This window comes from Streptomyces sp. NPDC050433 (assembly GCF_044458565.1).
Classification (GTDB): domain Bacteria; phylum Actinomycetota; class Actinomycetes; order Streptomycetales; family Streptomycetaceae; genus Streptomyces.
This window is the reverse complement of sequence record NZ_JBITIB010000036.1, coordinates 52,911-79,455: the sequence shown is the minus strand read 5'-3', so window position 1 is coordinate 79,455 and position 26,545 is coordinate 52,911. Positions and strand designations below refer to the sequence as shown.

At 69.5% G+C, this 26,545-nt stretch carries 23 protein-coding genes and 4 tRNA genes; 15 read left to right on the top strand and 12 right to left on the bottom strand.

Going from position 1 to position 26,545, the window contains the following annotated elements:
* Positions 1–70 precede the first annotated feature (70 nt).
* Positions 71–397, bottom strand: coding sequence for an Lsr2 family protein (locus ACIBLA_RS32855; protein ID WP_363239887.1), 327 nt, complete (start codon positions 395–397; stop codon positions 71–73).
* A gap of 416 nt (positions 398–813) precedes the next feature.
* Between ACIBLA_RS32855 and purS the strand changes: the two genes are divergently transcribed.
* The 5 genes from purS (at position 814) to ACIBLA_RS32830 (ending at position 5,535) form a co-directional block, all read left to right on the top strand.
* The gene (purS, locus tag ACIBLA_RS32850; RefSeq protein WP_078076409.1) at positions 814–1,059 is read left to right on the top strand and encodes a phosphoribosylformylglycinamidine synthase subunit PurS; all 246 of its coding nucleotides are present in this window, start codon (positions 814–816) and stop codon (positions 1,057–1,059) included.
* On the top strand, positions 1,056–1,736 hold the full coding sequence (gene purQ, locus ACIBLA_RS32845; RefSeq protein WP_363239886.1) for a phosphoribosylformylglycinamidine synthase subunit PurQ: 681 nt from the start codon (positions 1,056–1,058) through the stop codon (positions 1,734–1,736). The genes purS and purQ overlap by 4 nt, the downstream gene beginning before the upstream one ends.
* Positions 1,736–3,994 carry a phosphoribosylformylglycinamidine synthase subunit PurL gene (purL, locus tag ACIBLA_RS32840; protein ID WP_399200744.1) on the top strand — a complete coding sequence of 753 codons (2,259 nt, stop codon included), beginning with the start codon at positions 1,736–1,738 and terminating at the stop codon, positions 3,992–3,994. Before purQ ends, purL begins: the two co-directional genes overlap by 1 nt.
* A gap of 124 nt (positions 3,995–4,118) precedes the next feature.
* The gene (locus ACIBLA_RS32835) at positions 4,119–4,643 is read left to right on the top strand and encodes an ArsR/SmtB family transcription factor (RefSeq protein WP_399200743.1); all 525 of its coding nucleotides are present in this window, start codon (positions 4,119–4,121) and stop codon (positions 4,641–4,643) included.
* Positions 4,644–4,671: 28 nt separating this feature from the next.
* On the top strand, positions 4,672–5,535 hold the full coding sequence (locus ACIBLA_RS32830) for a M23 family metallopeptidase (protein WP_363239883.1): 864 nt from the start codon (positions 4,672–4,674) through the stop codon (positions 5,533–5,535).
* On the opposite strand, the gene ACIBLA_RS32825 is transcribed toward ACIBLA_RS32830, so the two are convergent.
* Positions 5,497–6,708, bottom strand: coding sequence for a M20/M25/M40 family metallo-hydrolase (locus ACIBLA_RS32825; RefSeq protein ID WP_399200742.1), 1,212 nt, complete (start codon positions 6,706–6,708; stop codon positions 5,497–5,499). The two genes, ACIBLA_RS32830 and ACIBLA_RS32825, sit on opposite strands and share 39 nt — an antisense overlap.
* Positions 6,709–6,796: 88 nt before the next feature.
* Complete coding sequence (locus ACIBLA_RS32820) at positions 6,797–8,404, bottom strand: AbgT family transporter (protein WP_399200741.1); 1,608 nt, start codon at positions 8,402–8,404, stop codon at positions 6,797–6,799.
* A gap of 159 nt (positions 8,405–8,563) precedes the next feature.
* On the opposite strand from ACIBLA_RS32820, the gene ACIBLA_RS32815 reads away from it, so the two are divergent.
* The 5 genes from ACIBLA_RS32815 (at position 8,564) to purM (ending at position 14,465) form a co-directional block, all read left to right on the top strand.
* Positions 8,564–9,655, top strand: a complete 1,092-nt coding sequence (locus ACIBLA_RS32815; protein ID WP_363239880.1) for an AsnC family transcriptional regulator — start codon at positions 8,564–8,566, stop codon at positions 9,653–9,655.
* A 233-nt stretch (positions 9,656–9,888) separates the two neighbouring features.
* Positions 9,889–10,686 (top strand): sterol carrier family protein, encoded by a 798-nt coding sequence (locus tag ACIBLA_RS32810; protein ID WP_399200740.1) that lies wholly within the window; start codon positions 9,889–9,891, stop codon positions 10,684–10,686.
* 86 nt (positions 10,687–10,772) lie between these two features.
* Positions 10,773–11,597 (top strand): META domain-containing protein, encoded by an 825-nt coding sequence (locus ACIBLA_RS32805; protein WP_399200739.1) that lies wholly within the window; start codon positions 10,773–10,775, stop codon positions 11,595–11,597.
* A gap of 133 nt (positions 11,598–11,730) precedes the next feature.
* The gene (purF, locus tag ACIBLA_RS32800; RefSeq protein ID WP_363245155.1) at positions 11,731–13,248 is read left to right on the top strand and encodes an amidophosphoribosyltransferase; all 1,518 of its coding nucleotides are present in this window, start codon (positions 11,731–11,733) and stop codon (positions 13,246–13,248) included.
* Between the two features lie 143 nt (positions 13,249–13,391).
* Positions 13,392–14,465 carry a phosphoribosylformylglycinamidine cyclo-ligase gene (purM, locus tag ACIBLA_RS32795; protein ID WP_399200738.1) on the top strand — a complete coding sequence of 358 codons (1,074 nt, stop codon included), beginning with the start codon at positions 13,392–13,394 and terminating at the stop codon, positions 14,463–14,465.
* Between the two features lie 101 nt (positions 14,466–14,566).
* Here purM and ACIBLA_RS32790 read toward each other — a convergent pair whose 3' ends face one another.
* Positions 14,567–14,815, bottom strand: coding sequence for a DUF3073 domain-containing protein (locus ACIBLA_RS32790; RefSeq protein ID WP_356590688.1), 249 nt, complete (start codon positions 14,813–14,815; stop codon positions 14,567–14,569).
* 298 nt (positions 14,816–15,113) lie between these two features.
* Entirely contained in the window at positions 15,114–16,214 is a 1,101-nt protein-coding gene (locus ACIBLA_RS32785) for a Glu/Leu/Phe/Val dehydrogenase dimerization domain-containing protein (RefSeq protein WP_363245157.1), read from the bottom strand.
* Positions 16,215–16,367: 153 nt separating this feature from the next.
* Here ACIBLA_RS32785 and ACIBLA_RS32780 point away from each other — a divergent pair, with 153 nt between their 5' ends.
* Entirely contained in the window at positions 16,368–17,216 is an 849-nt protein-coding gene (locus ACIBLA_RS32780) for a hypothetical protein (RefSeq protein WP_399200737.1), read from the top strand.
* Between the two features lie 514 nt (positions 17,217–17,730).
* Positions 17,731–17,937, top strand: a complete 207-nt coding sequence (gene bldC / locus ACIBLA_RS32775) for a developmental transcriptional regulator BldC (RefSeq protein ID WP_003949541.1) — start codon at positions 17,731–17,733, stop codon at positions 17,935–17,937.
* A 384-nt stretch (positions 17,938–18,321) separates the two neighbouring features.
* Here bldC and ACIBLA_RS32770 read toward each other — a convergent pair whose 3' ends face one another.
* From ACIBLA_RS32770 to ACIBLA_RS32740, 7 genes are all read right to left on the bottom strand, one after another.
* Entirely contained in the window at positions 18,322–18,552 is a 231-nt protein-coding gene (locus ACIBLA_RS32770) for a DUF6274 family protein (protein ID WP_363245159.1), read from the bottom strand.
* A gap of 254 nt (positions 18,553–18,806) precedes the next feature.
* Positions 18,807–18,881: transfer RNA gene (locus ACIBLA_RS32765), tRNA-Asp, on the bottom strand.
* Between the two features lie 117 nt (positions 18,882–18,998).
* Complete coding sequence (hrpA, locus tag ACIBLA_RS32760; RefSeq protein ID WP_399200736.1) at positions 18,999–22,952, bottom strand: ATP-dependent RNA helicase HrpA; 3,954 nt, start codon at positions 22,950–22,952, stop codon at positions 18,999–19,001.
* Positions 22,953–23,076: 124 nt separating this feature from the next.
* Positions 23,077–23,150, bottom strand: a tRNA-Phe gene (locus ACIBLA_RS32755).
* A 22-nt stretch (positions 23,151–23,172) separates the two neighbouring features.
* Positions 23,173–23,247: transfer RNA gene (locus tag ACIBLA_RS32750), tRNA-Asp, on the bottom strand.
* A gap of 38 nt (positions 23,248–23,285) precedes the next feature.
* Positions 23,286–23,358: transfer RNA gene (locus ACIBLA_RS32745), tRNA-Glu, on the bottom strand.
* Between the two features lie 80 nt (positions 23,359–23,438).
* Positions 23,439–25,055, bottom strand: a complete 1,617-nt coding sequence (locus ACIBLA_RS32740; protein ID WP_363245161.1) for a metallophosphoesterase — start codon at positions 25,053–25,055, stop codon at positions 23,439–23,441.
* A 123-nt stretch (positions 25,056–25,178) separates the two neighbouring features.
* On the opposite strand from ACIBLA_RS32740, the gene ACIBLA_RS32735 reads away from it, so the two are divergent.
* Genes ACIBLA_RS32735 through crcB form a run of 3 tightly spaced genes read left to right on the top strand, consistent with a single transcriptional unit; the run spans position 25,179 to position 26,412 of the window.
* Positions 25,179–25,556, top strand: coding sequence for a metallopeptidase family protein (locus ACIBLA_RS32735; protein WP_023540541.1), 378 nt, complete (start codon positions 25,179–25,181; stop codon positions 25,554–25,556).
* Positions 25,553–26,062, top strand: coding sequence for a CrcB family protein (locus ACIBLA_RS32730; RefSeq protein ID WP_363245162.1), 510 nt, complete (start codon positions 25,553–25,555; stop codon positions 26,060–26,062). The genes ACIBLA_RS32735 and ACIBLA_RS32730 overlap by 4 nt, the downstream gene beginning before the upstream one ends.
* Complete coding sequence (gene crcB, locus ACIBLA_RS32725; protein ID WP_363245163.1) at positions 26,059–26,412, top strand: fluoride efflux transporter CrcB; 354 nt, start codon at positions 26,059–26,061, stop codon at positions 26,410–26,412. Before ACIBLA_RS32730 ends, crcB begins: the two co-directional genes overlap by 4 nt.
* The last annotated feature ends 133 nt before the right edge of the window (positions 26,413–26,545 follow it).

The window sequence follows — 26,545 nt, the reverse complement described above, 5'->3', positions numbered from 1 at the left end:
ATGGCCAGGGGTGCTGTGCAACTCCGTTCCCCGGCGAGCCCGGCCGGGTGCCGGCGGCCGGCCGGCTGTCTCAACTGGCCTCGCGGAACGCCTCGTAGACCCGCTTGGGGATCCGGCCGCGGGCCGGCACCTCCATCCGGTGCGAGAGTGCCCACGCGCGCACGGCGGCCGGGTCGGGCGCGAGAGCCGTGTGCCGGTAGGACTTGCGGTTCTTTCCGGCATGGGTCTGTCGCCGGCCCGCCTCCAGGTACGGGGCCAGGGCCTTGCGCAGTTTCTTTGCATTGGCGGGATTGAGGTCGATCTCGTACGACTTCCCGTCGAGGCCGAACCTGACCGTTTCCGCCGCTTCTCCACCGTCGATGTCGTCGGAGAGCATGACCACTACGCGCTGCGCCACGGATATCGGTCCTTTCATGCGGCACCCGCCACGTCGGGCTCATGCTTCGAAACATGGCTGACGTGCGGCGATACCGGTCTTCCGGCTGTTTAGGGGCAATGCGACTTGTCGCTCTAATCCTTTGTACAGCGAACCGCCCCGCATTGTGAAGCCCAGCCAATTACATCAGCGTGTCCGTCGGCAATGGCAGGAGCGAGTTTTTTCCTGGATTTTTTCCTGTGGTCTCGCGGTGTGATATCGACGGAGATCGGTGGAGAGTCCCGCACTGTGGGGATATCTACTCGCGTAGATTTTGCGTGCGGGTACGCTGAAGGCACTCGGGGGGTCGGGGGATTCCCCGGTCAGAACCACAGCCGCAGACAGCAGGCACACAGCAGACAGCTGCACACAGCCGCACCACACCACCGGGAGTGCCAGTGGCACGCGTCGTAGTCGACGTCATGCTCAAGCCGGAGATCCTCGACCCGCAAGGACAAGCAGTGCAACGCGCACTGCCCCGGCTGGGTTTCGACGGGATCGCGGACGTCCGCCAGGGAAAGCGTTTCGAGCTGGAGGTGGAGGGTCCGGTCGACGAGGCCGCCCTCGCCCGCATCCATGAGATGGCCGAGACGTTCCTCGCCAACACCGTCATCGAGGACTTCGTCGTAAAGGTGGAGTCGTGACCACTCGTATCGGAGTCGTCACTTTCCCCGGCACACTCGACGACCGCGACTCTCTTCGCGCTGTCAGGATCGCGGGAGCGGAGCCCGTTTCTCTCTGGCACCGCGACAAGGACATCAAGCAGGTCGACGCCGTCGTCCTGGCCGGTGGATTCAGCTACGGCGACTATCTGCGCGCCGGCGCCATTTCCCGTTTCTCCCCGGTGATGGAGACGATCATCGAGCAGGCGAAGGGCGGCATGCCGGTCCTGGGGATCTGCAACGGCTTCCAGATCCTGACCGAAACGCATCTGCTGCCGGGCGCGATGCTGCGCAACAACCATCTGCACTTCATCTGCCGTGACCAGAAGCTGCGGGTGGAGAACGCTGCGAGCGCGTGGACCGCCGACTACGAGGCGGGCCAGTCCATCTCCGTACCGCTGAAGAACATCGACGGCCGGTACGTGGCCGCCGAGCCGGTCCTGGACGAGCTGGAGGCCGAGGGCCGGGTCGCCTTCCGCTATCTGGACGGCAACCCGAACGGCTCGCTCCGCGACATCGCGGGCATCACGAACGCGGCGGGGAACGTCGTCGGCCTGATGCCGCACCCCGAGCACGCCGTGGAACCGCTGATCGGTACGGGCCGTACCGACGGGCTCGGGTTCTTCACCTCGATCCTGAAGAAGCTGGTAAGCGCCTGATGACGATCAAGAACCTGGACACCGTCAAGAACGCGACGGGGACGCCCGACGTCGACCAGCCCTGGAAGGAACTCGGCCTCAAGGAGGACGAGTACACCCGTATCCGGGAGATTCTGGACCGTCGGCCGACCGGCGCCGAGCTGGCCATGTACTCCGTCATGTGGTCCGAGCACTGCTCGTACAAGAGCAGCAAGGTCCACCTCAAGCAGTTCGGTGACAAGGCCCCGGCCAGTGACGCGATGCTGGTCGGCATCGGTGAGAACGCGGGCGTCGTGGACGTCGGCCAGGGGTACGCGGTCACCTTCAAGGTCGAGTCGCACAACCACCCCTCGTACATCGAGCCCTACCAGGGCGCGGCCACCGGTGTCGGCGGCATCGTCCGCGACATCCTCGCCATGGGCGCCCGCCCGGTCGCCGTCGTGGACCCGCTGCGCTTCGGCGCGGCCGACCACCCCGACACCCGGCGGGTGCTGCCCGGTGTCGTCGCGGGCATCGGCGGTTACGGCAACTGCCTGGGCCTGCCGAACATCGGCGGCGAGGTCGTCTTCGACCCCTGCTACCAGGGCAATCCGCTGGTCAACGCGGGCTGTATCGGCGTGATGAAGCACGAGGACATCCACCTCGCGCAGGCCTCGGGAACCGGCAACAAGGTGATCCTGTACGGCGCCAGGACCGGCGGCGACGGCATCGGCGGCGTCTCGGTGCTGGCCTCCGAGACCTTCGAGAGCACCGGACCGGCCAAGCGTCCGGCCGTCCAGGTGGGCGACCCGTTCCAGGAGAAGCTCCTCATCGAGTGCACCCTGGAGCTGTTCGCGGAGAAGCTGGTGGCCGGCATCCAGGACCTCGGCGGTGCCGGGCTGTCCTGCGCGACGAGCGAGCTGGCGTCGGCCGGATCCGGCGGTATGCGGGTCGAGTTGGACACCGTACCGCTGCGGGACTCGTCGCTCTCGCCCGAGGAAATCCTCATGAGCGAGTCGCAGGAACGCATGTGCGCGGTCGTCGAGCCCGACAAGGTCGACCGGTTCATGGAGATCTGCGAGAAGTGGGACGTCATCGCGACCGTCATCGGTGAGGTCACCGAGGGCACCCGGCTGGAGATCTTCTGGCACGGCGAGCAGATCGTGGACGTGCCGCCGCGCTCCGTGGCGCACGACGGCCCGGTCTACCACCGGCCGTACGCCCGTCCCGACTGGCAGGACGCGCTCCAGGCCGACGACGCCAACAGCCTTGCCCGGCCCGCGAGTTCGGCCGAGCTGCGCGAGCAGGTGCTGCGGCTCGTCTCGTCGCCGAACCAGGCGTCGAAGGCGTGGATCACCGACCAGTACGACCGCTTCGTGCAGGGCAACACCGTGCTCGCGCAGCCGGAGGACGCGGGCATGGTCCGGATCGACGAGAACACCAATCTCGGTGTGGCGATGGCGACGGACGGCAACGGCCGGTTCGCCAAGCTCGACCCGTACGCGGGCGCGCAGCTCGCGCTGGCGGAGGCGTACCGCAACGTCGCCGCCTCCGGCGCCAAGCCGCTGGCCATCTCGGACTGCCTGAACTTCGGTTCGCCCGAGGACCCGGCGGTGATGTGGCAGTTCGCCGAGGCCACGCGCGGACTCGCCGACGGCTGCCTCCAGTTGGGCACCCCGGTCACCGGCGGCAACGTGTCGCTCTACAACCAGACCGGCGAGACGGCGATCCACCCGACGCCGGTCGTGGCCGTGCTCGGTGTGATCGACGACGTCACCCGCCGTACGCCGATCGCCTTCGCGGAAGACGGCCAGCTCCTCTATCTGCTGGGCGACACCCGCGAGGAGTTCGGCGGGTCGGCCTGGTCCCAGGTGATCCATGACCACCTGGGCGGACTGCCGCCGAAGGTGGACCTGGACCGGGAGAAGCTGCTCGGCGAGATTCTGATCTCGGCCTCGCGCGACGGGATGATCGACGCGGCGCACGACCTGAGCGACGGCGGTCTGATCCAGGCCGTCACCGAGTCGTGCCTGCGCGGGGGGAAGGGCGCGCGGCTGGTCGTGCCGGACGGGCTCGACGCGTTCACCGCGCTGTTCAGCGAGTCGGCCGGGCGCGCGGTCGTGGCCGTGCCGCGCAGCGAGGAGCTGCGCTTCACCGACATGTGCGCGGCGCGCGGGCTGCCGGCGACGCGGATCGGTGTGGTGGACGGCGAAGAGGTCGAGGTCCAGGGCGAGTTCAGCATCCCGCTGAGCGAACTGCGGGCGGCGCACGAGGGGACGATCGAGGCGCTGCTGACCTGAGGATCGGCTCAGGGCCGGACAGACTCCAGCCCCCGCCGGGTTCGCACGGAACCGGGCGGGGGCTTCGTCGTGCCCGTTCCGCGCGGGACTTGCACTCGATTACGTAATTACGTAAATTCCCCGCATGGGACTTGAGGAACGCGTCGCCGAGCTGGAACGCCGGCTCGCGGCGCTGGAGGACAGGGAACCGGAGCCGTCGCACCGGCCGTCGCGTGGGGAGCGGCCGGGGCCGACGGCGGACGACCCTCTGCGACCGCTCCAGCAACTGGAGGAGCAACTGGCCGGGCACGCCGACGGCGGCGTGATGTACACGGGCTCGGTACGGCTGCCGACCGGGCAGCCCTACCGGTGGCAGTTCACCGAGCTGACCGAGGGTCTGCTCGACGCCGACTGGCCGGCGACTGCCGACTGCTTCGCGGCGCTCGGGCACCCCGTACGGCTCCGGCTGCTGCGCGAGATCCTCGGCGGCGTGCGTACCGCCGCCGAGCTGTCCGCGCTGGACGACATCGGAACGACCGGCCAGATCTACCACCATCTGCGCCAACTCACCGGTGCGGGCTGGCTCCGGACGACGGGGCGGGGGCGTTACGAGGTGCCGGCCGCCCGTGTCGTACCGCTGCTGGTGATGCTCTCCGCCGCCAGGAACTGACATCCAACGGATAACCGAGGAGACCCCTGTGTCCGTCCGCAAGTCGGCCATGATCCTGGCCCGCGGCTGCGTGCTGCTCGTCGTCGTACTCGTCCTGGGCATGATCATCGCCGGCTGGGATCCGCATCCGCTGCTGCTCTTCCCGCCGGCCGTGCTGCCCGTCGCCGTCTTCGTGGCCCTGGGGCGGCTCACCTCCTCCGCCATGAAGGCGGCGCCCCGCGCCCCGGTGGAGGTCATGGCACCGGTGTCCGGGCGCTGGACCGCGCTCAACAGCCCGGCGGACAAGGTGCCCAGCCACGGCATTCACGGTTACGGCCAGACGTACGCCATCGACATCCTGGTCGCACCCGAGCCCGACACCCGTCCACCGTTCGCGGTGCTGTGGCCGCTCGCGCGCGGGAACAGCCGCTACCCGGCGTTCGGCGCGCCCGTGCTGGCCGTGGCCGACGCGACGGTCGTCCATGTCCTGGACCGGCGCCGCGACCATCTGACCCGCACCTCGTGGCCGGCGCTCGCCTGGATGATGGTGATCGAGGGCGCGGCGCGAGAGGCGGCAGGTGCCTCGTGGATCGTCGGCAATCACGTGATCCTGGACCTCGGCGACGGCACGTACGCCATGTACGCGCACCTCAAGCAGGGGTCGGTGACGGTCGCCGTCGGCGACACCGTGCGCGCGGGGCAGCGGATAGCCGACTGCGGCAACACCGGCAACTCCACCGAGGCGCATGTCCACTTCCAGCTGATGGACGGCCCCGACCTGGACACCGCGCGAGGTGTCCCCTTCACCTGGCGCGGCATCGGGGTCCCGGCCAACGGCCAGAGCTTCGTGGCCGGGGACGAGCCCGCCGACGGGTCAGCCGTCGGACAGCGCCTTGGCGGCGAGGCCCAGTAGCGTCCCGGCGGTCAGGGCGACGCGGTCGGGAAGGTCCGCGACGATGACGTGCTCGTGCCGCGCGTGCGCCCCGTCGCCGGTCGCGCCCAAGCCGCACAGGACCGGACGGCCCAGCGCGGCGATGAAGTTGGCGTCGCTGCCGCCGCCGACGAAGAGTTCCGCCAGGGGCTCCCGGAGCTGGGTCGCGACGGCGTCGGCCAGCGCGAAGAGACGCCGGTCGGCGGGGCCGGGCCGCATCGGGGGACGGCTCCAGCCGCCGGTCACGGCGAGGGTGACCCTGGGGTCCCCGGCGGCCAGACCCGCCAGGACGCCGTCGATCCGCTCGATCTCCTCCCGCGTACTGACGCGGACGTCCACCAGGCACGTCGCCTCACCCGCGATGACGTTGCGGGCCGTACCGCCGCTGATACGGCCGACGTTGACGGTTGTCCCGCGCTCCGGGTCGGCGGCGGCGACCAGGTCCCCGATGACACCGGCCAGGGCGTGGACGGCGCTGGCGCCCTTGTCCGGATCGAGCCCGGCATGGGCCTCGACACCCGTCGCGGTGAGGTTGAAGATGCCGACGCCCTTGCGGCCCGCCTTGATTCCCCACTCGCCGCCCGGTTCCAGCACCAGGGTGGCGACCGCGTCCTCGGTGGCGCGTTCGACGAGCGGCTGGGAGACGACGCTGCCGGTCTCCTCGTCCCCGTTGAAGACGAAACGCACGGTGGGCCGCGGCAGTTCGAGCGAGCGCAGCGCCCGCAATGCCCATATCCCCTGCGCCAGGCCGGCCTTCATGTCGAAGACGCCGGGCCCGGACGCGGTCGTGCCGGTGACCGTGAAGGGCCAGTCGGCGAGGGTCCCGGCCGGCCACACGGTGTCGTAGTGGCCGACGACGGTGACGACGGCGCCGCCGACCGTACCGTCGTACTCGGCCTCGATGACATCGCCCACGTCGGGGTGGCGGTGCCGTACGGTACGGCTCGGCTCGCCCAGCCGCTCCGCCAGCAGTTCCAGGAGCAGATCGGCGGTGGCGTCGAGGAGGTTCTTCTCCTCGCTGGGCGACTCCTGTTCGACCAGCCGGCGCAGATCGGCGAGGTAGCTGTCCCGGCGTTCCGGGGTCCGGCACCAGGCCGAGATACGGGACAGGGCGGGGCCGTTGGGGGGCTGGGGGGCGGGTGCGGGTGCCGACATGTTCTCTCTGTCTCTCCGATTCGGTTGCGTGGTGCGGGAGTTCCGGTGTTCCGGGGCTCCCGGTCCGCCGGTTCTCCGAAGGCGGGCGTCAGTGCGTGGGTGCTCCGGGCCCGAACGGAAGGCCGAGGGCGTACCAGGCGAGGAAGAGCAGCGTCCAGACGACGAGCATCGACAGTGCCACCGGAAGCGTCAGCGACATCAGCGTGCCGATGCCCGCGTTGGCGCGGTACCGGCGGACGAAGCCGAGGCAGAGCACGAAGTACGGGCTCATGGGCGTGATGGCGTTGGTGCAGGAGTCGGCTATCCGGAACAGGGCCCATGTGGTCTCGGGGGCGACCTTCAGCAGCATCAGCATGGGGACGAACACCGGGCCGATCAGCGCCCACATGGCGGAGCCGCTGGTGAGGATCAGGTTCATGACGCTGACGACGAGGATCACGCCGACGAAGATGACCATGATCGGCACGCCGGAGGAGTCCAGCAGCTCGGCGCCCGTGATGGCCATCACCTCGCCGATGGAGGTCCACTTGAAGTAGGCGAGGAACTGCGAGATCGCGAAGAACAGCACCAGGATCGGGGTCAGTTCGCGCAGTCCGGCCGCCATCATGTCGGGGATGTCCTTGGCCGTACGCAGGGCTCCCACCACCCGCCCGTACGCGACACCCGTGGCGAAGAAGAGCAGCGCCAGGAAGACCGCGATGTTGTGGACGAGCGGCGAGTCGATGACGGCACCGTGCTCGCCGCGCAGGGGCGAGCCGGCGGGCAGAGTGGCCGCGGCGATGGCGGCGAGCAGCGCCAGGGCGGTGAACGCGGCGGTGCGCAGCCCGCGGCGTTCGTCGTCGGTCAGGGACAGGTCGGGCAGTTCCTCCGCGTCCGCGTCCGCGTTCGCCTCAGCCGCGTCGGCCGCGTCGTCGTCGGCCATCATCGCCACCCGGCGCTTCAGCAGCGTCTCCGCGACCAGGGTGATGACCAGCGACAGGACGACGGCGGAGGCGAGCGAGAAGAAGTAGTTGGCCACGGGCGTGACCGTGTATGCCGGGTCGATGGTGTGCGCGGCTGCCGTCGTCAGCGCGGCGAGCGTGGCGTCCGAGGGGGTGACCAGCGGGCTGGCGGCGTGGCCTCCGGAGACCGCGACGAAGGCGACCACCGCGCCGAGCACCGGGTTGCGGCCGACCGAGCGGTAGGCGATCGCGCCCAGCGGGATCATCACCACGAAGGCCGCGTCGGAGGCGATGTGGGCGACCATCCCGGTGAACGCGATCATGAACGTGACGGCCCTGAGCGGCACCTTCGCCAGCGCGGCCCGCAGCATCGCGGTCAGCAGCCCGGCGCGGTCGGCCACCGATACGCCGAGCATGACGACGAGGACGACACCGAGCGGCGGGAACGTCGCGTAGTTGTCGATCAGCCCGTCGAGCATCATCGTCACGCCCGCGTCGGAGATCAGACTCCGTACGGCGACCGTCGCGCCGTCGGTGGGTGATTCCGCCGAGACGCCGAGGGCATGGAGCCCCCAGCTGAGGACGAGCAGCACTCCGCTGAGCATCACGAACAGCCAGAAGGGGTGCGGGAGCCGGTTGCCGACGCGCTCGACGAGCGCGAGCACCCGCAGTGTGAACGCCACGGAACCCGTGACCTGTCCGGTGGGTGAATCCCCCGAGGGGGCCGCCGGGCGTTCCTCCGTCGCCTTGATCACCACGTCGGTCCCTCTCTTCTCAAGCGATGGTGAATTGATCCGCCATGAGATGCCATGATGAATGAATGTGTCAATGGGTTCGCCCAACATGGCTGTTTCAGCCAAGTTACTTTTGAACCGTGAAGCAACTCGGGAGAGCGAACGCTTAGGATCAGGGGCATGCCGTCGCAGCCGCCCGTCTCGCCTCCCCCCAGCGCCCAGGTACGGCGGTTGACGGCACGCCCCGAGGAGCGGCTGCTCGACGACGTCGATCTCGATCTCGTGGCGGCCCTGCAACTCGCACCCCGCACCCCGGTCAACGCCCTCGCCGACGTGCTGGACAGCTCGCCGAGCACCGTCGCGCGCCGGCTCGCGCGGCTGCGCGCGGAGCGGCTGCTGCGGGTGGTCGGCCGGCTCGACTGGCCGCTGATCACGACGGAGAACCCACGCCAGGTATGGATCAAGTGCGAGCCGGGCCGCTCCGAGGAGGTCGCCCGGCACCTCCTCGAACTGGACGAGGTGCAGACCCTGCTGCTGACGACCGGCAGCGCCGACATCTACTGCAGCGTCTATCCGCTCCTCGGGACCGACATCTTCGAGCTGCTGACCCACCGGCTGCCGGGTATTCCCGGCATCGTCTCCACCGAGTCCCAACTGGTCCTGCGCGCCTACCCCATGGGCCAGGTCTGGCGGCTCCACCGGCTCTCCGACGAGCAGACCGACGGGCTGCGCGAACACGCCGTACAGATCACTCAGGAGCGGCGTGCCTCGCCCGACCAGCTCTCGGACCTGGAACGGCGCACGCTGCGGCTGATGGTGGACAACGGCCGGATCCCGGCCGCCGACATCGCCCGCGAGCTGGACGTCAGCCGCTCGACGGCGTACCGCACCTCGCAGTCGCTCCTGGAGACCGGCGCCCTCTGGCCGAGGGTGGAGATCGAACCCACCCTGCTGGGCCACCCCCTCAACGCCCTGATGTCGCTCAGCGTGCTCCCGCGGGCGATCCCGCGCCTGCTGGACACTCTGGGGTCACACCCCTCGGCCCGGTACGTGTCGATGGTCGCCGGATCCGCCTCGATGATCCACTACGGCGTCTTCCACGACGAGGAGGACCTGGCGCGCTTCATCACCACGGACCTCGCGGCATTTCCCGAGATCACGCACCTCAACACGTGCGTGGGCGTCCGGGTGCTGCGCCGCCACTGGACGGCGCGCGACGGCGTGCGCCTCGGGGACAGGTCCAACGGGTTCCTGCGGTCCGTGCTGACCTAGTGCCCCTCCCGGCAAGCTTTGCCCTGTCGCGCCGCCCAGCACGCACGCTCGCCGCGTCGGCCAAAAGCCCTAGTAGCTCCGCTACGAGGACTCCCGGCCGCCTTGCGATCGCACGCACCGGACGACGCTCCTTCAGGGCAAACATTGCCGGTCGCGGCACTAGTACCCACCCCGGTCGGCACCCACGGCGGCCCCGGTGAACCCGCCGCGGCCACCGCGCTAGCCTCCCGGTCATGCCACCGGCCAAGAAGCGCAAGCAACGGGGTTACGACTCCGCCAAGACCCGTACCGCCGTCCTCACCCAGTTCGCGCACGTGCGCGAAGCGGTCGCCTCCCTCACCCCCGAACAGCTCGACCGGCCCGCAGGCCTCGGCGACTGGACCGTGCGCGAGCTGGCCGCGCATCTGTGCATGGGCGTCGAGACCGTCAGCCGCGCACTGGAGAACCCCGCGCCGCCCGCCGTGGAGGTGGGCCTGCCCGAGTGGGCGTTCGCGACAGCCGCGCTGGCCACCCCGATCTCGGACGACGTCAAGGCGTACGCGGCCTCCGCCGAGCCCACCGAGCTGTTCGAGCGCACGGCCGCCCGGATCACGGCGCTGCTGCCGCAGGACGCCCCGGCCGACCGGCTGCTCGCCGTCCGCGTCGGGGCCATGCGCCTCGGCGACTTCCTGGTCACCCGCGCCGTGGAACTCGTCGTCCACACCGACGACCTGAACCGCGCTGCCGGGCTCGACATCCCCTTGGACCGGCAGGCCCTCGCCGCCTGCACCCGGCTACTCGCCGACGCGCTCGCGGCCAAGGCGCCGGGGGCGTCGACGGAGGTGCGGATCCCGCCGTACGCCGTCGTGCAGTGCGTGGAAGGGCCCCGGCACACCCGCGGCACCCCGCCGAACGTCGTCGAGACGGACCCGCTCACCTGGCTGAGGCTCGCCACGGGGCGTACGACATGGCCCGAGGCCCTGGCATCGGCCCAGGTCAGCGCCAGCGGCGAACGCGCGGACCTCGGCGCCCTGCTGCCGGTCATGCGCTGACGAGGCCCGGCCCGACCGCACCGTCCGGCAACCGCACGGAACCGGACCCGGGTCTGCCCCGTCCCACGGGTATGCGGAAACAGCCAGTGACCACGGTCACCGCCCTCACGACTCTGGCCCTCCTCGCCCTCGCCGGCTGCGGCACCGACACCGGCAGAGGGTCCGACGGGGCGGCCGAGGCCGGAAGCGAGGTGGCGACCGATCTGCCCCTGACCGATGTGCGCTGGAGCATCGAGAGCCTCAGCGTCGACGGCAAGAAGACCGCGGCGCCCGCCGGGGCCAGCGTGGAGATCGACTCCAAGGGCAAGGCCAGCGCGCAAACCGGCTGCAACTCGATCGGCGCCCAGGTCACCATCGACGGTGACACGATCACTGTCGGTGAGAAGCAGACGACGCTGATCGGCTGCCCGGACGAGCTGGCGGCCTTCGAGAAGGCCCTCGGCGGCGCCTTCTCGGGCAAGCTGAAGGCCAAGGTCGAGGACAAGAAACTCACCCTCACCGGCGCCGACGGCGACTCCATCGACCTGTCCGCCGAGAAGCCGGCCCCGCTCGTGGGCACCCCGTGGGCCGTCACCGGCCTCCTCTCCGGCGGGACGACCAGCTCGCTGCCCAAGGACAAGAAGGGCGAGACCGGAAAGGCGACGCTCACCTTCGCCAAGGACGGCACCGTGAGCGGCAACCTGGGCTGCAACACGTTCTCGGCGCCCGCCAAGACCACGGACACCACGATCACCTTCGGGCCGGTCAAGGCCACCAGGAAGCTCTGCCCGGAGCCGGGGATGTCCCTGGAACGGGAGCTTCTGAAGGTGCTGAAGGGGAAGGTGACGTATGAGGTGCACCACCGTGGGCTGACCCTCAAGACGGCCGACGGCGAAGGTCTCAGCGCCGGCGCGGGAACCCCCGCGAAGTAGTTCTCCCTGGTGAACGGGGATCTCTCCGGGTGGGCCGGTGGCGACATGCCGCCGGCCCGCTTCGCTGTCCGCCGCACGGCCGGCTTCCGTACCGCATTCGGACCAGCGGTCGATCTCGCCTACACTCGGTGGTGTGCCTCGTGGTGATGGACGACTCAGCCACGACCTCCTCCCCGGCGAGAAGGGCCCTCAGGACGCTTGCGGCGTCTTCGGAGTCTGGGCCCCCGGTGAAGAGGTCGCCAAGCTCACCTATTTCGGACTGTATGCACTGCAACACCGCGGACAGGAGTCCGCGGGCATCGCAGTGAGCAACGGATCCCAGATCCTTGTCTTCAAGGACATGGGCCTTGTCTCACAGGTCTTCGACGAAACTTCCCTCGGCTCCCTCCAGGGCCATATCGCCGTGGGTCACGCCCGCTACTCCACCACCGGAGCCTCGGTGTGGGAGAACGCGCAGCCGACCTTCCGGGCCACCGCCCACGGCTCCATCGCGCTCGGCCACAACGGCAATCTGGTCAACACGGCCGAGCTGGCCGAGCTGGTCGCCGACCTCCCCAAGGAGAACGGCCGCACGACCCGCGTCGCCGCCACCAACGACACCGATCTGATCACGGCGCTCCTCGCCGGACAGACGGACGACGACGGCAAGCCCCTCACCGTCGAACAGGCCGCCCCGCAGGTCCTTCGGAACGCCAAGGGCGCCTTCTCGCTCGTCTTCATGGACGAGCACACCCTGTACGCGGCCCGGGACCCGCAGGGCATCCGCCCGCTGGTCCTCGGTCGGCTGGAGCGCGGCTGGGTCGTGGCGTCCGAGAGCGCCGCGCTGGACATCTGCGGCGCCTCCTTCGTCCGGGAGATCGAGCCCGGCGAGCTGGTCGCCATCGACGAGAACGGCTTGCGCACCTCACGATTCGCTGAAGCGAAGCCCAAGGGCTGTGTCTTCGAGTATGTGTATCTGGCCCGCCCCGACACCGACATCGCCGGCCGGAACGTCTACCTCTCCCGCGTGGAGATGGGCCGCAAACTCGCGGAGGAAGCGCCCGCCGACGCCGATCTCGTCATAGCGACGCCCGAGTCCGGCACCCCCGCCGCGATCGGCTACGCGGAGGCGAGCGGCATCCCGTACGGCTCGGGCCTGGTCAAGAACGCGTACGTGGGCCGGACCTTCATCCAGCCCTCACAGACCATCCGCCAGCTCGGCATCCGTCTCAAGCTCAACCCTCTTAAAGAGGTCATCAGGGGCAAGCGCCTGGTGGTCGTCGACGACTCGATCGTCCGCGGCAACACGCAGCGCGCCCTCGTCAAGATGCTCCGCGAGGCCGGTGCCGCCGAGGTGCACATCCGGATCTCGTCCCCGCCGGTGAAGTGGCCGTGCTTCTTCGGCATCGACTTCGCCACCCGCGCCGAGCTGATCGCCAACGGCATGTCCATCGAGGAGATCGGTAAGTCCCTGGGCGCCGACTCCCTCTCGTACATCTCCATCGACGGCATGATCGAGGCGACCACCATCGCCAAGCCGAACCTCTGCCGCGCCTGCTTCGACGGCGAATACCCGATGGACCTGCCCGATCCGGAGCTCCTCGGCAAGCAGCTGCTGGAGACCGAGCTGGCGGGCGGCGCCGACGCCGCCGACGCGCTCAGGCGGCCGTAGCAGCGGCCATGAGCGCCCGTGAACGTGCCCGTACGGCCCGTCGCGACCCTCCCCACCGGTCGCGGCGGCCCGCAGCCACGTCCCGGCCCGACGCACAGCCCCCGACCCCAGCCCCCGCAGCACTGACACGAAAGCTCCCCGCCATGCCAGCTGAAACCTCCGGTGCCTCCTACGCCGCCGCGGGCGTCGACATCGAGGCCGGCGACCGCGCCGTCGAGCTGATGAAGGAGTGGGTGAAGAAGACCCAGCGCCCCGAGACCGTCGGCGGTCTCGGCGGCTTCGCCGGCCTCTTCGACGCCTCCGCGCTCAAGCGGTACGAGCGCCCGCTGCTCGCCTCGGCCACCGACGGCGTGGGTACGAAGGTCGACCTGGCCCGCAAGATGGGCGTCTACGACACGATCGGCCACGACCTCGTGGGCATGGTCGTCGACGACCTGGTGGTCTGTGGCGCCGAGCCGCTGTTCATGACCGACTACATCTGCGTCGGCAAGGTCTTCCCCGAGCGGGTCGCCGCCATCGTCAAGGGCATCGCCGAGGGCTGTGTGCTGGCCGGCTGCGCCCTCGTCGGCGGCGAGACCGCCGAGCACCCCGGCCTCCTCGGCGAGGACGACTTCGACGTCGCCGGCGCCGGTACGGGCGTGGTCGAGGCGGACCGGCTGCTGGGCGCGGATCGTATCCGTACGGGTGACGTCGTGATCGCCATGGCGTCCTCCGGGCTTCACTCCAACGGGTACTCGCTCGTCCGGCACGTCGTGTTCGACCGGCTCGGCTGGTCGCTGGAGCGCGAGGTCGAGGAGTTCGGCCGCACGCTCGGCGCGGAGCTGCTGGAGCCCACCAAGATCTACTCGCTGGACTGTCTGGCCCTGACCAGGACCACCGAGGTGCATGCTTTCAGCCACATCACCGGCGGCGGTCTCGCCAACAACCTGGCGCGGGTCGTCCCGGACCATCTGCACGCGGCGGTGGACCGTTCGACCTGGTCGCCCGGCGCGGTTTTCGACCTGATCGGCTCGGCGGGCCAGGTGGAGCGTACGGAGCTGGAGAAGACGCTCAACATGGGTGTCGGCATGATCGCCGTCGTCCCCGAGGAGTCGGTGGACACGGCGCTCACCACCCTCGCGGACCGGGGCGTGGACGCCTGGGTGGCGGGCGGCATCGTGGACCGGCAGAGCACCGCCGCCGCCACGGGCGCGGCGCTGACCGGGGACTATGCGTAGCTCAGGACCGGTTTCGGCGGGGCGCCGGGATCATGGTGAAACCCGGTCCGGGGGGCCCGGACCGGGTCACATGAGTGATTTCTTTTTGAGGTGTACGTACGTCAAGCGCCGCGACGCTGTGACGACGGGCCGGACTCATCGTCCTCATCGTCGTCGTTGTACAGCTCCGCGTACTGTGCGTACGGGTCATCTTCCTCGTCGTCATCCTCGAACGGCTCAGCGTTCGGCGGTTGACTCGAAGGCGATGCGCCCAGCTCATTGGCCAGACGCGACAGGTCTGTCCCGCCGCTGTTGTACTTCAGCTGGCGGGCGACCTTTGTCTGCTTGGCCTTGGCCCGGCCGCGCCCCATGGCTCGACCCCCTCGGTGACGGGGCTCCACGGCCCCAGAGTCTTGACACGCGTTCATGTTTCAGAACGAGCTCTCGGCAGAGAGACCCGTCCTTAGGACTTCAACGGTACCTGCTTCCGCGGCCATACGGTACGCCGCCCGCATGACGTGCCTCGGCACCGGACCGGCGAGAACGGGTGTCCTCGCTGGTCAGCTGCGATTTTAACCTCTTCTTGAGGGGCGACCCGCCGACCGGGGTGAGTCTCGTCTCCCCGGCGCCGCGCGGTGGCTCGCGGCCGGCCGATCGCCCCTTGAAGCGTCAGCGGGCGCGAGCCTCCGAGATGCGCTGCTCGGCGATCCGGTCGGCCGCGGCGGCCGGCGGAATTCCGTCGACCTTCGCACGTGCGAATATTGAAAGCGTGGTGTCGAAGATCTCCGAGGCCTTCGCCTTGCACCGCTCGAAGTCGAATCCGTGCAGCTCGTCGGCGACCTGGATCACGCCACCCGCGTTCACCACGTAGTCCGGCGCGTAGAGGATGCCGCGATCGGCGAGATCCTTCTCGACGCCGGGGTGCGAGAGCTGGTTGTTGGCCGCCCCGCACACCACCTTCGCGGTCAGTACGGGCACGGAGTCGTCGTTCAGGGCCCCGCCCAGCGCGCACGGCGCGTACACGTCCAGGCCCTCGGTACGGATCAGCGCGTCGGTGTCGGCGGCCACGGCGACCTCGGGGTGCCGGTCGGTGATCCGGAGCACGGACTCGTCCCGTACGTCCGTGATCACGACGGAGGCGCCGTCCCGGAGCAGATGCTCGACCAGATGGTGTCCGACCTTGCCGACACCGGCGATGCCGACCTTCCGGTCGCGCAGCGACGGGTCGCCCCACAGGTGCTGGGCGCTCGCGCGCATCCCCTGGAAGACACCGAACGCGGTCAGTACGGAGGAGTCGCCGGCGCCGCCGTTCTCGGGCGAGCGGCCGGTGGTCCAGCGGCACTCGCGGGCGACGACGTCCATGTCCGCGACGTACGTACCGACATCGCAGGCCGTGACGTAGCGGCCACCGAGCGAGGCGACGAACCGGCCGTACGCCAGGAGCAGTTGCTCGGTCTTGATCTGCTCGGGGTCACCGATGATCACGGCCTTGCCGCCGCCGTGGTCCAGACCCGCCATGGCGTTCTTGTACGACATTCCCCGCGACAGGTTCAGCGCGTCGGCGACGGCTTCCTGCTCGGAGGCGTACGGGTAGAAACGAGTACCGCCCAGGGCGGGGCCCAGGGCGGTGGAGTGCAGGGCGATGACTGCCTTGAGTCCGCTGGCGCGGTCCTGGCAGAGCACGACCTGCTCGTGGCCACCCAGTTCGGAGTGGAACAGGGTGTTCAGTACGTCGACGGTTGCGACAGGGGCTCCGGTCACATCGGTCACGGTGGTGACTCCCAAGTACGAAGCGGTGAGTAGGCCCTCCTGGGGGTGGGGAGGGACTGTTTGGGCATGAGGGTAAGTCCTACCGCGACGTAGATCCGACGCAGTGCTCAGGATCACCCTCTCGGGCGGTACGGGCATGGGACGATTCGCCCCATGCCAGCGGTGTCTTCACTCCTCGTCCCTTACGCCTCCTACCTGCGCGTGTACGAGCCACTGGCGGCCTTCCCGGAGCCGGAGAGAAGCCACTGGGCGCGTTACGCCGCACGGGAGCGTACGCCGACCGCACAGGACGAACTGCGGCGCTCCCTGGCCGACTTGCTGCCCACACCGCCCGTCCCGGTGCCCGTGCACGAGAGCGCCGACGCGTTCGTGACGGAGGTGGACGGCGTGGTGTGCGTCTGCCCGTGGCGCACCCGGCTGCGTGGCTGGCTGGCCCTGGAGTCGCTGGGCGACAGCCTGCCCAAGCCGCTGCTCGAAGCCGTACTGCCGTCGGTCGTACGCGAACAGGCCGCCGCGGACTTCGAACAGTGGCGCGAGCGCAATCCGGACGCCCGGCCGTGGATCAGGACGGCGGTCTGGCAGGTGCCGGTGCGCTGGTTCACGCTCTTCGCCGACGACGAGCGCGAGTACCGGGCGTACGAGGAGGAGGGCCCCACGGCGCCCGCCCTGCGCTACCGGACCCCGATGGTGCAGGCGCGGCGGCGGCTGGCCCGCGCGCTGAAGGCGCTGCGGGAGTCGGTCGACGAGGGGCCGCTCATCGAGGGCCTCATAGACGTGGGCCGGTGGCTGGAGGAATTCCACCCCCGCTCGCTGGTCGAGCTGGACTACGGCGGGCTGGTGCACGCCCTGACCGGTCCGCAGCTCGCCGACGACCGTTCGGCGGCGGACGTGGCGGCCGGGATCGCCGCGCTGCGGGCCGGCGACGGCGAGGCGGCGGGCGATGCGTACGAACGGCTCGCGGAGCGCTGGCGGGCGGTCAGGGACCGTCAGTTCGCCAACTGAGGGCGCGCGGGGAGGCGCGCGGGGAGCGGGCGGAGCGCGGCGCGCCGGGCGCAGTTGTTCCACTCCGGGGACGTAGGCCCCGATCCGGATTCTTTGCCCCAAGCGTGATGGACCGCACTAACGGGGCTCTTGCGCCCATCACCCACCCTCGTGTCAAAATAGGACAAGGAGTCCGGAGAGGGCTCCTTCCGTCCACGTAAGGGCGGATTTTCTTAGCATTGCGCACTATGAGGGGTCTGGTGACTCCTGATTGCTCCTGTGACTGATCGTCACTGCGGCGTAACTGTCCGCTATGGCATGGTCCATCGGCTTCCGTCGTTGATGAACACCTGAGAGGGCAATTCCATCGGTTTGGCCGACGAGGCTGGACAGATGGTGTAGTTGTAGTGCCGAGGACAAGCCGTTCGTCCTATAACCGACTCGGCCCGCGTCCGCCATTTCGGGCAACGTGGGTCAAGGTGCAGAATTTAGAGGAAAGAACCGAGATGGTTCGGTTCTCCCGAGGAGGCCGCTCATGACCGCTCGCACCCCTGATGCCGAGCCGCTGCTGACCCCGGCTGAGGTTGCCACGATGTTCCGCGTGGATCCGAAGACGGTCACACGCTGGGCAAAGGCCGGCAAGCTCACGTCCATCCGCACGCTCGGTGGACATCGCCGGTATCGCGAGGCAGAGGTCCGCGCACTGCTTGCGGGTATTCCGCAGCAGCGCAGCGAGGCCTGAAAGCCTCGTCAGGGCACAGCTGACAACCAACCAACCCCAACCGGACACCCGGGTCCCCAATCCGGTCGTCCAGCCCCATAGCTCCACATTGATCAGCATTGCTGGACAACGCACCACACGACGGGCACCTGCCCCAACAGGGCCCACGCTCCCGCAAATGCGGGGCAAGTCACTTTGATCGCGCTGGACTCCGCCGGGTCCAGCGCGATCTTTTTTTGTGCGGTGGGGCGGGAGTTGGGGGGTGCGGGGGAGCCTTCGTGGGGACGTGCAATTGCACATATAAAATTCGTGGGCTGTAGGCGGGGTGTAAGCGCAGCCACTCCGGAAATGCGAGCGGTGACACCCGTCACAGAGTGAACCTCTTGCAATCTCCCGTCCTAGCACCTAAAGAAGGTCGCTGTCCTCTTCTGGTGTGCGGTTCGGCGCGTTCGACGCGGAGGTGTTGGCCGAACTCCCTCCGGAGTCCGGGGGAGTGGATACGGCGGGGTCCATGACGAGCCGCTGGAGGCGATGGCAGACCGCGCAGTGACGCGTCACATGCCGATAGCCCGTCGCGGCGGCCAGATGGGCGCGCAGGAGCGCGCGGGTCTCGTGCTTCACCACTGATGCCGCCATGCGCGCCACCCCCCGGAGGACGGGGCCCTGGGCTGCCAGGAAAGCCCCTTTTGATGACTTACCCGCGCCACGGGGAGCCGTCAACCCAGGACACAACAACGGAGCCCGCATCCTCAGGGATGCGGGCTGGTTGGTGGGGCGGCGGTCCTGACGGGATTTGCTGTGTCTGATCGCGGCTCCGCCGCGGGCGCGGCCTCGGGCACAGCAACGGAGCCCGCATCCTCAAGGATGCGGGCTCCGTGTCGTCATCAACGCGGTCCTGACGGGATTTGAACCCGCGGCCTCCACCTTGACAGGGTGGCGAGCACTCCAAACTGCTCCACAGGACCAGAATTCGCAGGCCCGGTGCGATCCGTTCCGTACCGGCGGCTGCGAAATCAGACTGTACAGCAGCTCGGAGGGTGCGGTCGAACCGGAGCCGCGCCCGCCCGCGGCGAAGACAGGCCCTACGGCACCGCCGCGTCGATCGCCTTCACGATCCGCTTGTCCGACACCGGCTGCGCCGTGCCCAGCGCGTGCGCGAAGTAGCTCACCCGCAGCTCCTCGATCATCCAGCGGATGTCCAGCACCTGCTGCGGCACCGGCCGCCCGCGCGGGAGCTGTTCGAGCAGCCAGGCGTACTCGTCCCGCATCTCGAGGACCTTCTCCATGCGCGTGGTGTCGCGCTGGACGTTCGTCGGCATCTGCTGGAGACGGCGGTCCGCCGCGACCAGGTAGCGCATCAGGTCGGGCAGCCTGCGCAGCCCCGTACGGGTCACGAAGCCCGCCGGCATCAGCTCCGCCAACTGGTCCTTCACGTCCTGGACGTTGTTGATCAGGACCAGGCTGTTCGTGGACTTCAGCCGTCGCTCGCAGGCCTGCCAGGCCGCCAGGATCTGCTCGACCTGGCCGATGGTGCGCACGGTCATGTCGACCAGGTCGGCGCGGACCTTCTCGTACAGCGCGCGGTACGACTCCTCGTCCCACGCGGGCCCCCCGTACTCGGCGATCAGCCGGTCCGCCGCCGCCGTAGCGCAGTCCTCGAACAGCGCCTGGATCGAGCCGTGCGGGTTCCGGGACAGGGCCAGCTTCTGCTTGTTGGTGAGGGTGTCCGAGGCGAACTTGGCCGGATTGACCGGGATGTTGAGCAGGATCAGCCGCCGCGTCCCCTGCCACATGGCCTGCTGCTGCTCGGCCTCCGTGTCGTAGAGCCGTACGGCCACGGTCGCGCCCTGGTCGACCAGCGCCGGGTACGCCTTGACCGGCTGACCGGCCCGCCGGGTCTCGAAGGTGCGCGAGAGCGTGCCGATCGTCCAGTCGGTGAGGCCCGAGCGTTCGACGGACTCGCCCGTGGGCCCCGCCACCGCCGCCGCGGCCTGTGAGAGCGCCTTGCGGGCCTTGGGCTTGAGCGCGATCCGCAGCGCCTCCAGATCCTTGTCCTCGGCGATCTTGCGGCGCCGCTCGTCGACGATCCGGAAGGTGATCTTGAGGTGGTCGGGCACCCGGCCCGGATCGAAGTCGTCCGCCGTGACGGGTACGCCGACCATCCGCTGAAGCTCGCGCGCCAGCGTCACGGGCAGCGCTTCCTGAAGAGGCACCGCGCCCTCCAGGAACTTCTTCGCGTAGTTCGGCGCCGGGACGTAGTGGCGGCGGATCGGCTTCGGCAGCGAGCGGATCAGCTCCACCACCACCTCCTCGCGCAGTCCCGGAATCTGCCAGTCGAAGCCCTCGGGCGTGATCTGGTTGAGCACCTGGAGCGGTACGTGCACCGTGACACCGTCCGCGTCGGCCCCCGGCTCGAACTGGTACGTCACCCGGAACTTGAGCCGGCCCTGGCGCCAGGAGTCCGGGTAGTCGTCCTTCGTGACGGCGCCCGCCGCCTCGTTGATGAGCATCGAGCGCTCGAAGTCGAGGAGTTCGGGCTCCTCCTTGCGCTTGTGCTTCCACCACGAGTCGAAGTGCGCGCCGGAGACCACATGGTCAGGCACGCGCTCGTCGTAGAAGTCGAACAGCGTCTCGTCGTCCACGAGGATGTCGCGGCGCCGGGCGCGGTGCTCCAACTCCTCGACCTCGCCCAGAAGTTTGCGATTGTCATGGAAAAACTGATGGTGCGTCCGCCAGTCGCCCTCGACGAGCGCGTTGCGGATGAACAGGTCGCGCGACGCCTCCGCGTCGATCCGGCCGAAGTTCACCTTGCGCCGCTCGACGATCGGTACGCCGTACAGCGTCACCTTCTCGTACGCCATCACCGCCGCCTGGTCCTTCTCCCAGTGCGGCTCGCTGTACGTGCGCTTGATCAGGTGCTGGGCCAGCGGCTCGATCCAGTCCGGGTCGATCTTCGCGTTGACCCGCGCCCAGAGCCGGGACGTCTCCACCAGCTCGGCCGACATGATGACGCGCGGCGGCTTCTTGAAGAGGGCCGAGCCGGGGAAGACCGCGAACTTCGCGTTGCGGGCGCCCACGTACTCGTTCTTCGCGCCGTCTTTGACGTCCTTGAGCCCGATGTGCGACAGCAGACCGGAGAGCAGCGAGATGTGCACGGACTGGTCGGGGGCCGGAGCGTCGTCGTGCTCGTTGACCTTGATGCCCATCTGCTTGGCGACCGTGCGCAGTTGGGAGTAGATGTCCTGCCACTCGCGGATCCGCAGGAAGTTCAGATACTCCGCCTTGCACATCCGGCGGAACGCCGAGGAGCCGCGCGCCTTCTGCTGCTCGCGGAGGTAGCGCCACAGGTTCAGGAAGGCCAGGAAGTCGGAGGTCTCGTCCCGGAATCGGGCGTGCTGCTGGTCGGCCTGGGTCTGCTTCTCCGACGGGCGCTCGCGCGGGTCCTGGATGGACAGCGCGGCGGCGATCACCATCACCTCGCGGACGCAGCCGTTGCGCTCCGCCTCGATGACCATGCGCGCGAGGCGCGGGTCGACGGGCAACTGCGAGAGCTTGCGCCCCAGTTGGGTGAGCTGCTTGCGCGGATCCTTCTGTGTGGCGTCGAACGCGCCCAGTTCCTGGAGGAGTTGGACACCGTCGCGGATGTTGCGATGGTCCGGCGGGTCGATGAAGGGGAACTTCTCGATCTCGCCCAGACCGGCCGACGTCATCTGGAGGATGACCGAGGCCAGATTCGTACGCAGGATCTCGGCGTCCGTGAACTCGGGCCGCGCCTCGAAGTCGTCCTCGGAGAACAGCCGGATGCAGATGCCGTCCGACGTACGGCCGCAACGGCCCTTGCGCTGATTGGCACTGGCCTGCGAGATCCGCTCGATCGGCAGACGCTGGACCTTGGTGCGGTGGGAGTAGCGGGAGATCCGGGCGGTGCCGGGGTCGATCACGTACTTGATGCCCGGTACGGTCAGCGACGTCTCCGCCACGTTGGTCGCGAGCACGATCCGGCGGGTCGCGCCGCCGCCGGGTCTCTGGAAGACGCGGTGCTGCTCGGCGTGCGAGAGGCGCGCGTACAGGGGAAGCACCTCGGTGTGCCGGAGCTTGCGCTTGTCGAGCGCGTCGGCGGTGTCGCGGATCTCGCGCTCGCCGGAGAGGAAGACCAGGATGTCGCCCGGCCCCTCCGACTGGAGTTCGTCGACGGCGTCGCAGATCGCGGTGATCTGGTCGCGGTCGCCCTCGGCGCTGTCGTCACTGTCCTCGAGGAGAGGCCGGTAGCGGACCTCGACCGGGAACGTACGGCCGGAGACCTCCACGATCGGCGCGTCGCCGAAGTGGCGGGAGAAGCGCTCCGGGTCGATCGTCGCCGAGGTGATGACGACCTTCAGATCGGGGCGCCGGGGGAGGAGCTGGGCGAGATAGCCGAGCAGGAAGTCGATGTTGAGGCTGCGCTCATGGGCCTCGTCGATGATGATCGTGTCGTACGCGCGCAGGTCGCGGTCCGACTGGATCTCGGCGAGCAGGATGCCGTCCGTCATGATCTTCACGAACGTCGCGTCCTGGTTCACCTGGTCGGTGAAGCGGACCTTCCAGCCGACGGCCTCCCCGAGCGGGGTCCGCAGCTCGTCCGCGACGCGCTCGGCCACGGTGCGGGCGGCGATCCGGCGCGGCTGCGTGTGCCCGATCATGCCCCGGACGCCCCGGCCCAGCTCCATGCACATCTTGGGGATCTGGGTCGTCTTGCCCGACCCGGTCTCACCGGCGACGATCACGACCTGGTGGTCGCGTATCGCCTCGAGGATCAGGTCCTTCTTCTGACTGACGGGCAGTTGCTCGGGGTACGTGATCGTCGGCATCCGGGCCGCGCGGGCGCGCACGCGCTCGGCCGACTTGCCCGCCTCGGCCGCGATCTCGTCGAGGACGGCCTGCCGGGCTTCGGGCTTGCGGATGCGCCGGACGCCTTCGAGACGGCGGCCGAGGCGCTGCGAGTCGCGCAGCGAGACCTCGGCCAGCAGGGACTGAAGGTCGGCGAGGGAAGTAGACATACCGAGCCCAGGGTCTCACTCGGTCCGGGAGAGTGGCGAACCCATTTCGCGGGCATTCGCGGGGCGAGTACACGGAAACCCCCACCGAAGGCGCTCGGCAGGGGCATCTGCTGAAGAAGAAGAGTGGCTGGGGCCGGGATCGAACCGGCGACCTATCGCTTTTCAGGCGATCGCTCGTACCAACTGAGCTACCCAGCCACGCGGCTCTCGCGAGCCACAGCGGTCCTGACGGGATTTGAACCCGCGGCCTCCACCTTGACAGGGTGGCGAGCACTCCAAACTGCTCCACAGGACCAAGCGATGTGCGAGACGAGTCTCGCACACGGTGTTGCGTGCCCCCAACGGGATTCGAACCCGTGCTACCGCCTTGAAAGGGCGGCGTCCTGGGCCACTAGACGATGAGGGCTAAGGGCCCGCCTGGGCGCTTGCTAGCGCGTCGGGGACGTGAGGAGCATATGCGATGCGGGGAGCTATCGCCAAAACGGTTTATCGGGCGGGAGGCGGGCCTGCCGGGGTGGCTGGGACGCGCGAGCCGGAAGGGGTTCCGGAGGGCGTTTCCGACGGCGTTCCGGAGGGTGCTCCCGAGGGCGTTCCCGAGGGCGTTCCCGACGGTGACGGGTCCGTGCCCGGTACGCCCGCCTCCTCCGGCAGATGGCGGCTGACCTCCGCCGTCGTCAGCCCCAGACCGCCGAGCGTGATCTCGTCCCACGCCTGGAGCCGCTTCGTCGTGCTGTCCAGATAGAGCAGCGAGGCGCGCACCTTCTCCGGCTCGTCGTTCTGGACCGCGCGCAGCCCGCCGCCGCCCGCCGAGCCCTCGATCTTCAGGCGGGTGCCGAACGGCATGATCTCGGTCTCGCGGCGGTGGACATGGCCGGCCAGCACGAGCGGGACCGTGCCGTCGGTCTCCCTGGCCGCGATCGGGTTGTGCGCGACGGCGATGTCCACCGGGGTGCCCGCCCGCTCCTGGTCGCGGATGGCCGACGCCAGCCGGATGCCCGCCATCTCCTCGGCCGGGTCACCGGCGTTGGGCAGGGAGCGGTCGGGGGTGAACTGCGGATCACCCGTGCCCGCCACCCGGATCCCGGCGACGGTGACGGCGCGGCCGTTGTCGAGGACGTGGACGTTCTTCAGGCCGCGCAGATACTTCTGGGTGTCGGCGGAGTCGTGGTTGCCGCGTACCCAGACGTACGGGGCGCCGAGGTCGGGGATCGGGTCGAGAAAGCTGTTCTCGGCCGCCGAGCCGTGGTCCATGGTGTCGCCGGAGTCGATGATGAGGTCGATCCGGTACTGCTCCACGAGCGAGCCGATGATGTGCCAGGCGGCGGGGTTGAGATGGATGTCGGAGACCTGGAGGACACGCAGGGTACCGGGGTCCGGCTGGTACGAGGGCAGGGTGGACGTCGCGTCGTACAGCTTGGTCACATTCGTGACGAGCCGCGCCAACTCCTTCTGGTAGACGTCGAATTCGGTGACGATCGAGCGCGCGCTGCCGACGACCTGCGGGGCCGAGGAGAGCAGCCCGGAGAAGCGGGGCTCCAGCACGGACTTCGGGTTCCAGGTCGCGAACGCGGTGGCGCCGGACACGGCCAGCAGCGCGAGCGCGAGGCCGCCGGCGGCCAGTGCGCGGCGGGGGCGCCGGTAGACGGCCAGGCCGAGGGCGGTGGCGCCCGAGACGACGGCGACACAGGACCGTACGGCCAGCTCCGTGGTGCCGGCCGAGACGTCGTGCGAGACCTCGTCCTGGAGGCCCGCGAGGCGCTCGGGATGCTCGACGAGGGCCTGCGAGCGGACCGGGTCGAGCTGGTCGACGTCGACGTCGAGGCGGATCGGGGCCGTGTGCGAGTCGAGTTCCAGCGCGCCCAGCGGTGAGACGTTGATCTTCGTGCCGCCCGTGAGGGAGGGGCGCAGGGTCATCTTCGTGTCCATGGGGCCGACTGGCGTACGCACACTGCCCACGATCAGCAGCCCGAGCCAGGCGCCGAGCAGTACGACGGCGACGAGGCCGAGCGCGCGGGTGTAGGGGTGCGGGGAGCTGACGAGGGCGCTGGTCGGGGCGTCGCCGCGGGAGCGGTAGTGCCGCTGGAGTCGGCTGATCGCTCTCATCGCGGCACGGAACGGGACACGGCGTACGTCGCGGGCCATTGGGCGCGTATTCCCTGAGCGACGGGCGATCATGCGTGGGCACCGCCTTTCCCCGATCTTGGTGACCTGCGTGACAATGGCGGAGTGCTGGAGATGACGCGCGAGGAGTTCGAAGAACTGGTGGCCGAGGCGCTTGACCGGATTCCGCCGGAGCTTATGCGGTTGATGGACAACGTCGCGGTATTCGTGGAGGACGAGCCGGACCCGGCCTCGGCGAAGGAGTCGGGCGAGGAGTTCGACCCCGACCTGCTCGGGCTCTACGAGGGGACTCCGCTGACCGATCGCGGCGAGTGGTACGCGGGGGTGCTGCCGGACCGGATCACGATCTACCGGGGGCCGACGCTGCGGATGTGCGAGACGCGCGAGGAAGTGGTGGCCGAGACGGAGATCACCGTGGTGCACGAGATCGCGCACCACTTCGGGATCGACGACGAGCGGCTGCACGAGCTGGGGTACGGGTGAGCGGCGGGCCGCGGGATCTGCCCCTGGAGCCGGTCGACCCCGATGTCGATCTACGGGTACCCGGTCAGCGCGCCGAGACGGCCGGGCACCGGCTGTGGCAGGTGCTGGCGGTGATCTCCGCGGGCGGTGCGGCGGGTGCGACGGCGCGGTACGGCGCCGAGCGGCTGTGGCCCACCGCCGACGGCGCCTTCCCGTGGACGACGTTCGTGGTGAACGTGCTGGGCTGCGGGCTGATCGGGGTGCTGATGGTGCTGCTCACCGAGGGCGGCTGGTCGGCGCATTCGCTGGTGCGGCCGTTCCTGGGGGTGGGGGTGCTTGGCGGTTTCACGACGTTCTCGACGTACACGCTGGACTTCCTGCGGCTGGTGCGGCACGGGGAGGCGCCGGCCGCGCTCGGGTACGTGGTGGTGACGCTGGTGGGCGCGATGGCGGCGGTGTGGCTGACGGCCACGGTGACGCGGCGGGCGGTCGGGCCGGGGCCGGTCGGGCCGGGGGCGGCGCGGTGAACTGGCTGCTGGTCGTGGTGGGCGGCGCGGTCGGTGCGCCGCTGCGGTATCTGACGGACCGTACGGTGCAGTCGTGGCACCAAACCCTGTTCCCCTGGGGGACGTTCGCCGTCAACGTGGCGGGGAGTCTGGTGCTGGGGGTGCTGGCCGGGGCGGCGGTGTCGTCGGCGACGTACGCCCTCGTCGGGACGGGGCTGTGCGGGGCGCTGACGACGTACTCGACCTTCTCGTACGAGACGCTGCGGCTGGCCGAGCGGGGGAAGCCGCTGGTGGCGGGCGCGTATGCGGCGGGGTCGCTGCTGGTGGGGCTCGGCGCGGTGTGGGCGGGCTGGGAGCTGGGGGCGCCCTGATCGGCCGCGGTGCGCGGTCGTCCGGGCGGGCTTGGGTGCGTGCCGGGCGTGTCCCTTGTACGGGAAAGGAAGTTGAACAGGGCCATCCTTCCCCTGCCGCCGGGTGCCGTCGGGCCCCCTTCGGCGGGCGAGC